At 51.4% G+C, this 12,481-nt stretch carries 11 protein-coding genes; 4 read left to right on the forward strand and 7 right to left on the reverse strand.

Annotated features, from left to right (window positions below; genetic code table 11):
* Positions 1 to 115: 115 nt before the first annotated feature.
* The gene (locus ACZ5ER_RS06225; RefSeq protein WP_464934031.1) at positions 116 to 1,429 is read left to right on the forward strand and encodes a hypothetical protein; all 1,314 of its coding nucleotides are present in this window, start codon (positions 116 to 118) and stop codon (positions 1,427 to 1,429) included.
* A gap of 521 nt (positions 1,430 to 1,950) precedes the next feature.
* Here the strand turns inward: ACZ5ER_RS06225 and ACZ5ER_RS06230 are convergent.
* The 7 genes from ACZ5ER_RS06230 to ACZ5ER_RS06260 form a co-directional block, all read right to left on the reverse strand.
* Positions 1,951 to 3,807 (reverse strand): aldehyde ferredoxin oxidoreductase family protein, encoded by a 1,857-nt coding sequence (locus ACZ5ER_RS06230; protein ID WP_464934032.1) that lies wholly within the window; start codon positions 3,805 to 3,807, stop codon positions 1,951 to 1,953.
* Between the two features lie 91 nt (positions 3,808 to 3,898).
* Positions 3,899 to 5,554 (reverse strand): hypothetical protein, encoded by a 1,656-nt coding sequence (locus ACZ5ER_RS06235; protein ID WP_464934033.1) that lies wholly within the window; start codon positions 5,552 to 5,554, stop codon positions 3,899 to 3,901.
* Positions 5,542 to 6,684 (reverse strand): hypothetical protein, encoded by a 1,143-nt coding sequence (locus tag ACZ5ER_RS06240; RefSeq protein ID WP_050003072.1) that lies wholly within the window; start codon positions 6,682 to 6,684, stop codon positions 5,542 to 5,544. The genes ACZ5ER_RS06235 and ACZ5ER_RS06240 overlap by 13 nt, the downstream gene beginning before the upstream one ends.
* The gene (locus ACZ5ER_RS06245; RefSeq protein WP_464934034.1) at positions 6,677 to 7,582 is read right to left on the reverse strand and encodes a hypothetical protein; all 906 of its coding nucleotides are present in this window, start codon (positions 7,580 to 7,582) and stop codon (positions 6,677 to 6,679) included. Before ACZ5ER_RS06245 ends, ACZ5ER_RS06240 begins: the two co-directional genes overlap by 8 nt.
* Positions 7,545 to 8,390, reverse strand: a complete 846-nt coding sequence (locus ACZ5ER_RS06250) for an Ntn hydrolase family protein (RefSeq protein ID WP_144244830.1) — start codon at positions 8,388 to 8,390, stop codon at positions 7,545 to 7,547. The genes ACZ5ER_RS06245 and ACZ5ER_RS06250 overlap by 38 nt, the downstream gene beginning before the upstream one ends.
* Positions 8,391 to 8,476: 86 nt before the next feature.
* A complete protein-coding gene (locus tag ACZ5ER_RS06255; RefSeq protein WP_464934035.1) occupies positions 8,477 to 9,307 on the reverse strand; it encodes an aldo/keto reductase in 831 nt (276 codons plus the stop codon).
* Positions 9,308 to 9,385: 78 nt separating this feature from the next.
* Positions 9,386 to 10,621 carry a 2,3-bisphosphoglycerate-independent phosphoglycerate mutase gene (locus tag ACZ5ER_RS06260; RefSeq protein ID WP_464935127.1) on the reverse strand — a complete coding sequence of 412 codons (1,236 nt, stop codon included), beginning with the start codon at positions 10,619 to 10,621 and terminating at the stop codon, positions 9,386 to 9,388.
* Positions 10,622 to 10,713: 92 nt separating this feature from the next.
* Here ACZ5ER_RS06260 and ACZ5ER_RS06265 point away from each other — a divergent pair, with 92 nt between their 5' ends.
* The 3 genes from ACZ5ER_RS06265 (at position 10,714) to ACZ5ER_RS06275 (ending at position 12,479) form a co-directional block, all read left to right on the forward strand.
* A complete protein-coding gene (locus tag ACZ5ER_RS06265; RefSeq protein WP_050003952.1) occupies positions 10,714 to 11,646 on the forward strand; it encodes a calcium/sodium antiporter in 933 nt (310 codons plus the stop codon).
* A gap of 41 nt (positions 11,647 to 11,687) precedes the next feature.
* Positions 11,688 to 12,182, forward strand: coding sequence for an HIT family protein (locus ACZ5ER_RS06270; RefSeq protein WP_464934036.1), 495 nt, complete (start codon positions 11,688 to 11,690; stop codon positions 12,180 to 12,182).
* Between the two features lie 87 nt (positions 12,183 to 12,269).
* Positions 12,270 to 12,479 carry a TRAM domain-containing protein gene (locus ACZ5ER_RS06275; protein WP_050003078.1) on the forward strand — a complete coding sequence of 70 codons (210 nt, stop codon included), beginning with the start codon at positions 12,270 to 12,272 and terminating at the stop codon, positions 12,477 to 12,479.
* The last annotated feature ends 2 nt before the right edge of the window (positions 12,480 to 12,481 follow it).

Below are 12,481 nucleotides of genomic sequence, written 5' to 3' on the forward strand. Positions count from 1 at the left end.
ACTCGAAAAAAAAAGGAAGAAGTTTTACTTATAGTAAAAGAAAAAGCTTATATATGCTAACGTTCGTGAGTGTTATGAAAACTCTCAGAAGGTGAACCACTTGAGATGGAAACCTATGTTGGCAGTCCTCCTGGGTCTGCTGATGGTTGGAGTGACGGCAGAGACTGGAAGTGCAAGCACCATCCCCAGTCCAGCAGAGGATGATAACCCCCTGGGATATGTAAGGCTTGATCAAGGATTCAAACTCCTATTAGATGATGGGACAATGTTAAATCTAGCCCAAAAGCCTGCAAGCACTAATATCGTGAGGGGTAGCAGCTTTACAAAAATTGTCAAAAAATACCACTTAAGGAAACTATTTGTTTCGGAGATAACCTTTGTTGAAAGAAACAAACTAAAAACCATTCTCGTTATCAGTTCTAATGAGACTACGAATCTAACAATATTGTGGGATGTGCATTCTCCCGCTTTCAGAGATCTTAATGGTGTGAGCACTAAGGAAACTCGCCCCTATAGAACGGTCCCATCAGCAATCATAGGCCAATATGGTAATACTAAATTTGCTTTGCTGTATAGTGATGTTTATTCAAAATTTAAGTCCTCAACCATAACGGGGCATGGAATCTCTCTGACCTTTGGAACATTTAGTCTGGCTCAAAATGAAACACTGAATATAGGAGAGTTTGAAGTCTCTATTCAAAGAGTTCCTTCCACTAGTATGGTTCCCATGAGGAGAACCGAGTATTATTACCCATCGCCTGACACTTACCCGATAAAAAGGTATTTCGACATCTATGACCACGATGGCAATGTAATCGGGAGAACTGTTGTGACAATCTATGGAAGTAGGAAAAGAGGGAGCAACTATGCATATCTTGAAGATGGAGTTGAAGGAGTTACATCGGTTGGCTATGCAGTAGCACCAAAATACGGGAAGTTCCACTCACTATACACCAAATTCGAATTCTGTGGGGGTTATTTCGGTTCAGGATATCCAAATGTTCCAATAAAACTCAATTATGATGCTATCGGAGGGGATCGTACTAGTATACAATTTACTGAAGTGCACAAAACGCTCATTGACCTTGTTTCTAATTACATTGAAGGTGGGGGATTTGTAGGTATTTTGCTAAATGGTCTGTCTGCAGAAAGCAAGAACGACCGGGGTACAAACGTTTTGACTAAGTATTATAGAGGACCAATCTCCATATCATCGCGGGGAGTAATATTGTACTATCTAGGGGCGGATGAAATAGGTCAGTATTATACATACACAGTTCATTTGCCATATGAGCTAGACGAAGACATGGTAAAATTCTGCCTTACGGTAAAACCTGGGATTGCAGTACCTCACCCCTCATTTCCGACAGACAGACTTTATACAAGGGAATACTCAATACCAATATGGATCTCATTACAAAGGCCTTAATCTGGAGGTAATTGTATATGCAGTTGAGAGGCAGTACATTGAGTAACCTTAGAAGGTTCTTGACCTTCTATTTCATTTATGCCCTTCTTTTTAATTTAGTAGTCTCCCAATCGTCATTATTGACAGAACAAAACCATGAGCTTACTCACGGGAGGGAGATTAGTATAACTGGAATAACCTATAGCAGCGGTCTAACCTGCTGGAACTCGACCAAGGAAGCCACTAACTACCGCTATTTGATCTGTCGCTTCAGCGTATCCAGAAAAGTTCCCATAAGCAGGGGGCTTAAAGTTGATTTCTCAGCTGAGTCGCTGGACTTATTTGAACTTGAGCAGGTCAGAGAGGATGTAATAATCAAACTTCCCTTTGGGTTCAAAGGACGCAAAACACTAAAACTCAAGGTACAGCTCTATGACGTCTGGTGGATTGGGGTTATTGTGCCACATCATGTGGAAGTCGTTCTAACTTTTGAGTGTACGGATGAGGAGTGTCACTTGCGGAAAATTGAAAAAGGGGCGAGTTCACAGTCCCATTCTCTTCTTCACAACTTCCAAAGCCCTCTCAGCATCGCTCTTGAACTCCGGATACCCAAGCTCCTCCATAGTCTCTGGCAACGGAACGCCGAGCTCCTCGTGCCAGCCTCTGAGCCTGTAGAACTCCCTCCTCGCCTCAAGGAAGTCATTGTAGTCGATGAAGGCCGCGTTGCCCTTGGCCGGCCCGTCCGGCTCGGGTTCCCACCAGCGAGGCGGAATCGTATCGTCGAGTGGAGGCGTCACCCAGTCGAGGGTATCGTGTATCCTTGCTATGCTCTCGACGGCCCAGGCGACCTTCCTGAGCCCCTCAACCGTCCACTCCTCGCCGGTTGCCAGCGAGTAGAACCTTGCAAGGTCTTCCATCTTGTAGGGGACGAACTTGCAGACACCGAGCATGTCGGTGATGTAGCTCTCGTCCCTGCCCTCGATGAGTGACGGGACGAGCTCCTTGGCCGACCCCTGGTTCGGCAGCTGGTGAGGCCTCGGCCAGCCCCTCAGGTGGCTCGCTCCCACATCTGCTGTGGCGTAGCTGAGAGCGTAAGTCCTCCTTCCGCGCGGGTCCCAGGCGGGGCTCTCCATGCCCTTGACGTGAACCGCGAACTCACAGCCCCTGCCGAGCCTCTCACAGGCCCGCTTTACGCCGTCTGCTAAAATCGCCCCAATGCCCTTCCTCTCGGCCATCAGCCTGATGAGCCTCTCCTCGGCCTCCTCGTCGCCGAAGCCCTTTACCGGGAAGCCTATCTCCTCCTCGCTTATGAGACCCCTCTCGACCAGCTCGAAGAACCAGGCTATTGTGTTGCCCGTCGCTATGCTGTCGAGGCCGAGGTCGTTGACGAGCCAGTTGAAGTAGGCAACGGCAGGGAAGTTGAAGACGCCCGTTGCTGCTCCGAGCATCGCGATGCTCTCGTACTCGGGCTTGACGCGGATTTTCCTGCCCTTATACTCGACCTCTACGTAGCGGGCGCACTTAATCGGACAGCTCTTGCCGTGGACGAACCACTCGGGCTCTACCTCGTACTTCTTAATCTCATCACCCCCGAGTTTGCTGGCAAGCTCATCGGGGATGTAGGGCCTTGAGAAGTTGTAGGCCGGGCTCATGCCGAGCGAAGCCGAGCTCCTCAGCCCATCACTCGTGCCGTAGTTTCTTGTATGCTCGTACTTCGGGTCGGTCGCGAAGTGCTCGTAGAACTCCTGCCAGAGCCTCTGGAACTCCTCCGGGCTGGCAACCCCTGGTTTCTCCCCGGGCTCAACTACAATTGCTTTAACCTTCTTGCTTCCGAGGACGGCCCCAAGGCCACCCCTTCCGCTCGCACGCTCGGTGTCGTAAATCACGTTGGCAATCCTGCTGAGCCTCTCTCCAGCGGGACCGATTAAAGCCAAGCTCGCCTTCGGGTGTTCCTTCCAGAGTTCCTTGGCCACCTCATAGTTTCCTTTACCCCAGAGGTGCCCTGCGTCCCTAATCTCCACCTCACCATCATGAACGTAGAGGTAGACGGGCTCCTCGGCCTTACCCTCGATGATGAGCGCATCGAAGTGTCCCTTGAGCTTTGGACCGAAGGCGTCTCCACCGCTGGAGTCGCTGATTAATCTGGTTTCGGGGCTCTTGCTGACCGCTATGACCTTGCTCGAACCCGGAATTAACCCGGTCAAACCGCCAGTTGCAAATACGAACTTGTTGGCCGGGCTTAGCGGGTCAGTCCCAGGGGGAACCTCCCGATAAATCAGGTAGTATCCGAGTCCCTTTCCGCCGATGAACTTCCTTATCACCTCGTCGGGCAGTTCCTCGTAGGTGACCTTTCCCTCGGTCAGGTTCACGCGGGCTATTCTGTTATGGTATCCGTGCATGTTAATCCACCTCGAACCATTAAGAGCCTTGTATTAATGGAGTTTAACAGAAGTGCTTATATAAGTTGCGCAGATTTCGCAAGGTTTACAGCTAAGATACTTGAATCAGTTTTCTATTTTCAACATCCACTGTGAAAACCTTGACCCGGTCTCTATATTTTGTCGAAGTCCACTTTATAAACGCATGCACTTCGTTCTTGAAGAGCAGGTAGGAAGAGGGAGGCAGTACTATCCACAACTCGGATTTGGTTGCCAGCCTGCTCTCAACGTCCTTTCTTAGTTTCAGGAGGGGAAGGGCTTCTCCGTAGAAGGTCTCGATTTCAATTGCAATGTCTTGAGGTTTGTTTTGGTTTCGGATTTTGACGTACACGTCTATCCTTATATCTCCCTCGGGATACTCGGTTTCTATGTCGTCAGGACTAACGCCGTAATCCTCCACCAACCGTTCGAACACAAAGGCCTTCAGGGCGTAATGAGTCAGGCTTTCCCCCGGGTTGCCTTCGATGTACAGGGCCGATGGAATGGCCTTGCCCTTTATGCGGATTGTTCTCGTGTAGCTCTCCACGAACTCATGGTATTTGCTTTCAAGATATGGGGCGAGATAATCAAACTCGATGTTTGCAACCTTATGCTCCTCATGGAACCCCCAGAAATTGTGTATGAGCCTGCATAAACTTTTGGGGGAGTTTAACTTGATTCCTACCCACTCTTGAACTAGAGACACCCGAATGCTATTTGAGTTTGAAACGTGCGTCACTAACCCGAACACCTTCTCTTTCACCCAGCTGAGGAACTCCTTATCACCGTAAAACACCAAGAATCCAAAACTCTGGGAGAAAAGCTCCCTAACCTTTTCGGTCATTGCTTGTAGATGTTGTTTTCCCAGTTCTTCTTCCGGTTTCTTTCCTACTTCCCAATCAATGACAAAGATGGAGGTTCCTGCCCTGAGAGACTGCAACCTCTCCGGGTCTCCGGGCAACATAACGTGGTACGCAGTTGGCAACCCACCGACCCTTACACGATACAGCTCTCTGAGGAGGCGTTTCAGGAATTCTATGTATCCAAACTCCTTTTCTTTGGGCTTTTTAGCGAGGATTATAACGGGCCCCTCTGGGAGGAACGACACCCCTAAGCCAAAGGCCTTTGAAAACACGTCCTCGGCAGGGAGCTCTATCTCCGGAACTTTTCCCCCGGACTTGGTGGCGGTGAGCAACTCAACTTCTGTGGTTATTGAGTAACCAACGTTGCCGGACGATTTCAGGAAGACCGGCGTTATTACCGGAATGGAAAACGAACTCAGGTCTCTCCCCTGTGGGGTTCTAACATCTTCAGTGACGTTTAAGGTCACTGGGTTGGGCTCCTCAAAGTGGACCTCTGGAAGTTTTTTGGTGATTGCGTCAAGTAGATGCACGGAGTGAGGGGTGAAAACTTCCGTTCTAACGTCTATGGCTCCAACTTTCTCAGCTTTAAGAAACACCAGCTTCTCAATTGGCCTGATTTTGGTGAGGTCAAACGGCTCTGGGGGTGATACGGTCTCCGTGATTCGGATGGTAACGTCAGCAGGCTTCTGAAACACCGGTATGAGCAGGGGGACTTTAATGGTTCGCTTTTTGATGGGGGTAGTTTTGGTGCCCTCTTCCTTTGATACCATTGCACTTGGAGTGGCCTCAGTAACGATGATTTCTTCCTCAGTCCACCATTTTTTCTTTGTTTCGACTTTAACTTTAGTCTTCGTTAGCTCTCCCATCCCATAATCACCTGGCAGTTGATTTTATTGTCCTGTCCCTCCAGGACTGCAAACCCGCAGAACGCAAGAGGGGCTATGAATGCTATGAACTCGGTATAGTTTACTCCATTTTGCGGTCCGGATTCGAACTTTAATTTGCCCCCATTTATCGTGGCGTTTCTCTTATACACTCTGAACGGGTCAGGAACTCTGAGGGAGTTGAAGTCATCATTGTAGGAATAGCTGGAGGTTATTGCCCGGTACACATTCTTCAGTTCGTCCAAGGGTATCGTATCCTTCAGCCTTTCCGAGTACACCTTCAGATACTTCTCAAACTCGTCCTCGACTCCGAAGAAGTCTCCAAGCTCCCAAATCTGGAAGAGCCTGTAGCAGTCGAGGATTACCTTGTAAATTCTGTGCCCGACGGTGCCCGGTTTTAGCCCGACGACCGCCCGCCTTTTCCTCTCCCGTTCCAATGGCAGGTCGGGTAAAATAACGTCCTCCAAAACGATGCCGTATTGACGTAGGAGCTCCTGAACGTCTTCAGTGAACAATTTGGAATAACTCTTTTCCAGATAAAAGCGGGGTGTTGAGCAGATGGAGACTATAAAGCATGACATTGGGTTAAAGAGTGGCAGGAGCTCCTTTGCCGCCGAGAGGAGTTCGCCAACGACCTGCGGCCCGGTCATCGGGGACGACAATGAAATCTCACCCACCGTTGGTGGTTTCCTCCCAAGTTCATCAAAGATTTCCACGAGGTTCTCTCTCATCGAGCGAAGTAAATCCGTGAAATTCGTCCTAACAAGCTTTGGCTTGACCCCGGAGGACGCGCTCTCAAGGTCTATGCCCTCCTTGAGGTAGGAGACTATCCTCTCCATATCCTCTCGGGTTATCCCGAATCCGAGAATCTCGGAGTAGAACCTGGCGAGGCCGTTTTTCGCTATGCCATCTTCGTTCAGACCCCCAAACAGAACCTTTTCCCAGATTTTGTTTTCTTTGAGGAGAGCATCAACGGTTCTGTCGCCTGCTTCCTCAAGCAGCCAGTCCCTCAGCCTGAGAACCCCCTCGATTTTCACGTAAAGGTGGGAGAGCTGGGCTATGTACTCTTCCCACGCCTTTTCATCATGGTAGGGTATCCTCTCTTCAATCATCGTATCCCCTCCATGACAGTATCGTCCTAACCCTCTCTACGACTTCAGGCGGTACGTCCGAGATTATCCCCCTTATATTGACGGCGTTCTTCCAGATGTCGAGTGCGAAGGGAGGGACGATGTTTTTATCTGCAGATGCGATGAGACCAGCTTTGTATAGCTCTTCCCGTAGCCGCCATTTGTCTGTTTCTGGTATGTGTATTGTTCCCTGAGAAACGATATCACGTAGCGTATCAAGGACTCCCAAGTCAAATGAATAACCTTGGAATATTCTTGGGTATGCTGACAAAATAACGACAGTAAGTTTTGCGTCAGATGAAAGAACTCTGATATTCTCCATAATCTCCTTTTCAAAATATTCAACGACCTCTGGGGTATTCCCAAGGATGAACCCTGCCGCCTTTGAGAGTATCTTTGCTGGTTCAATGTAAACAGATTTATAACCAACTTCAAATTCAAGCGTGTCTCCTTGGTTTTCAACGTATTTCCGAATACCATCTCCAAGACTGTTAACTGTGCTGTTGTAAATCTGCCTTGCAGTTATCTTCTCATCTATTGAACTTGGATTCTTAATAATGGTGTCAAGGGCACTCCGAGCACTTGCTATGATGTCAGATTCGTGAGATTTCACAGTCTGCTTGGTGATTGCTATGAGGGTTTTGTATTCAAGTATCCTGATGTTCCCGACCCCACAGTATTCCCGACGGTGGCATTCAACCTCAAGTATTTTTGGATAACTGTACAACTCTGGATGTGCAATCAACCAAACCGCCAATAGCTCCCGGTACCTTTTCTGCTCAACGAATTCCTTTGTGAGGAACTCACGAAAGATGTTTTCCAGCTTTTTCTCCACGGCATCCTTAACTCTGTCCCTTATTATCTCCCTCACGTCGCTCATCTTCTCCAACCTCCGCCAGCGAGGTTAAGATGAGTTCCTCAACTTTATCCTCGCCAAGGACATCGCAGAGGAGCATGAGCTCCTGAATCAGCTCCTTCCGTTTTCTGACCTGCTCCTTGAACTCTCTCAGGGCCTCTTCGTTTATGGCGCCGAGGGCTACTTTTCCGTCTTCAACTCTCATGAGCCAGCTCTCGCCGACGAAGGGGCCGACTGAGGGGTCAATTTCGCTGACCATGTCCACTATGAACGTGGAAAGCAGGCCCCAGTTAAGTTCTACTCTCGGCGAGTAGCCAAGGAGTCTAAGGAGCAGAAGGCCGCCGGTTATAGAGCCCGAACCAATTATTGCGAACCCGGGAGTGTCGTGAACAGGCTCCGCGAGTCCCCTGCTGTCGAAGTGATATATCGAAGCCCTCCCATTCGGGTCTACACTTGACAGAATCATGTTGAAGCTCACGTCAATTCCCATCTCCCTAAGCTCTCTGAACCTCTTAATCAGGGCTTTTTCCACCTCACCGACAATCCACCGAAACTCCTCCTGAGTTGGCGTTGTGTTCTCGCCTTCAGTCTCTATGTATTTTTGGGTGACCGTATCAACAACGTGATACCCGTATTTGACAATCGCGGCGTCTCCGGAACCGCCGGCTATCGCCACGGGGATGCCATTGACGAATACCGGGTGAATCTTCTTGGCCTCGTACGTTACAGGGCCGTACGTGACTCTGGAGTCCGAGACCATCAAAACGGCATCGTGGTTTTTCTCCCTGTCCCAAATCCATTTCAGAGCCAAAACTAATGTCATCCAAAACACTAATATTAGGGAGAAGTGTTTCCCAATTTAAGGTTTACCCTTTGTGGACAGAACAAGCTAAAAATCTGTTCAAGAAAAAGTAAACATTATACCACGCATAACTTTGCCCTCTCCCTATCTTCCCTGCTCAGCCTCCACCCCATCGCTCCCGCGTTCTCCTCTATGTGCTCCTTTCTGCCGGCCTTGGAAATAGCGATAACGTTCTCCTCCCATATCAGGTAGTTGAGCGCGACCTGGGCCGATGTTTTTCCATATTTTCTTCCAATCTCGGCCAGGCAGGGGTTCCTCGCGAGCGAGCCCTTCTCCAGAGGGGTGTAGGCTATGAGGGCAATCTTCTCGCGCTTCATGTAGTCTAGCAGGCCGCTCGTCTCGGGCCAGCGGTCGCGGAGGGAGTACTTCACCTCGTTGGCGACTATCTCATACTTTCTCATCGCCTCCTGAGACCGTTTCAGAAGCTCCAAATCGAAGTTGCTGACGCCAATGTAGCGAATGAGTCCCTCATCAACCAGCTCCTCAAGGGCGTGGAGGGTCTCCTCTATTCTTTTCCACTCCGTCCCGGGCCAGTGGAGGAGGTGAAGATCAATGTAGGTGCCGAGCCTCTTAGCGCTCTCCCTTACCGCTCTCTTCGCCCTTTCGTAGCCGAAGTTTGTGGGCCAGACCTTGCTTATGATGAATAGCTCGTCCCTATCAAAACCCTCAATGGCCCTTCCGACGAGCTCCTCGGAATGACCAGCGCCGTAGAACTCGGCGGTGTCTATGAGGTTAATTCCCAGCTCAAGGCCGTAGCGGAGAACCTCGACGCTCTCCTCGTCCCTGGAGTAGTCGGGGCTCTCATAGCCACCTATTCCCCAGGTGCCGAGGCCTATCGCGGTTACCTTATCATCCCCAATACCTTTCAGGTCTCTAAAAGTGCTCACGCTATCACCTGATAGAATATGAGTGCTGGCTCTTTTAAAGTTTCAGTCTGAACGCTAAGATGGACAAAAATGAGAAAATCAGGCCCCAAACTTCTCGGAGCGGTTCATGAGGTCCATCATTATGGGCACTATGTCGTGACCCCTTATCCTACCGAGCCCGCCACGCATGCACTCGCGCTCGCCGAAGCTCTCGGTGTGGTCCGGCCTGACACCACCGCCGGCTATGAGGAGCGGAACCGGGTCTCCGCTGTGGTTCATGACCTCACACGGTGTGCTGTGGTCGCCCGTTATCGCTATGACCACGTCCTCTAGGTTGATATGCTCGATGAGGTAGCCTATCATTCTGTCGGCCTTTTCAATCATCTCCGCCTTGAGCTTCGGGTTGTTGTCGTGGCCGGCGGCGTCGGTCGGCTTGAAGTGGAGGAACACGAAGTCGTACTCCTTGAGCAGTTCAACGGTCTTCTTGGCCTTGGCCATCTCGTCGGTATTGTACTCGCCGGTTGCTCCCTCGGGGGTGTAGACGTCGAAGCCTATCGCCCTTGCGACGCCCTTGACGAGCGAGACCGCTATGACAGCTCCAGCCCTGACCTTCCACTGCTCGGTGAACTTCATCGGGATATCCGGGTAGGTTCCGGCTCCCCTTATCAGGAGGTAATTGGCTACTGGCTTGCCCTCCTTCCTGCGCTTCTCGTTGACTGGGTGCTTCTCAAGAACCTCGTGCGCCTGTCTGACGAACTCCTCGAGAATCTCGGCGACCTTCCTGCTCTCCTCGTCCTGGTAGTCAAAGCGATGGGGCGGCTTGCCGGCCTCGTGCGGGTCATTCTCGCCGACGCGGTAGCCCTTGGCCATGCCCTTGAGGACCAGAACGGCCCTGTGCCCGGTGGCTCCAACGAAGATGAAGTCGACGGGCAGTTTGACGTTCTTCTGTATCGCCTTTGCAAGCTCGTGGGCTTCCTCAGTGCTTATCCTTCCCGCCCTCCTATCAACGATTATCCCATTCTCGATGGTTGCGAAGTTCACACGGAAGGCCAGGTCGTCCTCGTCGAGGTCGAGGCCGACACCGAGGGCCTCAAGGAAGCCCCTTCCGCGGTAGACCTTGTAGGGGTCGTAGCCGAAGATGCTGAGGTGGGCGGTGTCGCTTCCGGCTGGCTGGCCCGGCTTTATGGGGTCCTGCTGGCCGAGGATTCCGAGTTTCGCAAGCCTGTCCATGTTCGGGGTATTGGCGTACTCCAGTGGGGTCTTTCCTCCAAACTCTTTAATCGGCCTGTCTCCGAGTCCGTCGAGGATTATGAGGAGTCCCTTCCTCTGCTTCATATCTATCACCAGGGGTGATTAGTCCGGTCGGTTAAAAAGCTTTGTTGGGCAACCTTTTAAAGGGCCCGGAGAAGGCAACAGGGGGGAGAAAGATGCTTGAGTTCGCAGTATGGACGCTCTCAATAATCATCGGAATAGCGATTCTCGTGCTTGCAGGGGACAAGCTGTCGGACAAGATAATCGAGGTCGCGAGGAAGGCCGGAATCTCGCCCCTCGTCATAAGCATCGTCCTCGTAAGCCTTTCAACGACCCTTCCCGAGATAACGACGAGCGCCCTCGCGAGCTACCAGGGCGTCAATGGAATAGCCCTCGGAAACGCTCTTGGCAGTATTTTCGCGAACATAGCCCTGATCCTCGGCTTGGCCTCGATGATTAAACCCCTGACTGCTGGTAAATCCGCGTATGAAAACTCTCTCGTTATGCTGGCCTCTCTGGTGCTCCTCATACTGCTCTCCCTCGACGGCACCCTCAGCCGGCTCGACGGACTTCTGCTCCTCCTTGCCTACGCGGTCTACCTCCGCTGGCTTCTCAAGAAGCACGCGAGAAGCGAGGTCGATTGGGAGCCGAGCGGGAACGTTACGCCCCTCGACTACGTTCTCCTAATCGTCCTCGGCCTCTTCCTCGTCGGCGGTGCTGAGGCAGTCGTTTTCGGTGGCAAGAACATTGCCCAGGCCTTTGGAATCTCGGACTTCGTGATAGGGGCGACCATCGTCGCAATTGGAACGTCCCTCCCCGAGATGACCAACGCCCTCTACGGGGCGATAAGGGAGCGCGGGAGCATAAGCGTCGGCAACATAATCGGTGCCAACATAATGAACGCCCTCGTCGTTTTGGGGGTTGCGTCGGTCATAAGGCCCCTCCCAACTGGAGCATCGGTGCTGACAATCCTGCTGGTTCTCCTTGCAATGCTTCCGATGATAGTTTCGCTGAAGAGAACAAGCGGGATAGACAGGCGCGTCGGGGCTTACTTTCTGGCCCTCTACGCTCTCTACCTCGTGCTGATGTTCTCCGGCGTGGAACTGTAAGGTTTTTAAGCCCCCTTTCTCTCTTCTTCCGGTGGTGAGAAATGAAAGTCCTGTGGGCACCGTGGAGAATCGAGTACATACGCTCACCCAAGCACGACGGCTGTATCTTCTGCGACTTCCCGAAGGAGAACAGGGACAAAGAGAGACTAATCCTCTACCGAGGAAAGCACGCCTTCGTCATAATGAACAACTACCCCTACAACCCAGGCCACGTCATGGTTGCGCCTTACAGGCACGTCGCCAACTGGGAGGAGCTGACCGACGAGGAGTTGCTCGAGATAATGAAGATTACCCAGCTCATGATTAGGGCGATAAAGAAGGCCATGAACCCGGACGGCTTCAACCTCGGCGTGAACCTCGGCAGGGTAGCGGGGGCAGGAATAGACAGCCACGTTCACCTCCACATAGTCCCGCGCTGGAACGGCGACACGAACTTCATGCCGGTAATAGCGGACACCAAGGTTATCCCCGAATCGCTTGAGGAGGCCTACGACGAGCTCAAGAGGGCCATAGAGGAAGTCGAGAGGGAAAGTTGAGCTCCCATATTGGCTCTCCTTCTTCTGACAAGCTTTTTATAGTCCCTCGCCACTTCTTCTCCCGAAAACCCTCTGGTGGTGTCTGGGTTGGAGGGAAAAGCATTACCTCCAGGAAGCCCCGTAAAGAGGGGCGAGCGCTACAAGGTTCGGATTGAAACCCTTGGAAAAGATGGAGACGGCATCGCCAGGATTAAGGGCTTTGTGGTTTTTGTGCCAAACACCGAGGTTGGGGAAGAAGTCCAGATCGAGATAAAAAACGTGAAAGAGCGCTTTGCCTTTGGGGAGGTCGTCGGCTGACC

Source organism: Thermococcus marinus (assembly GCF_055389025.1).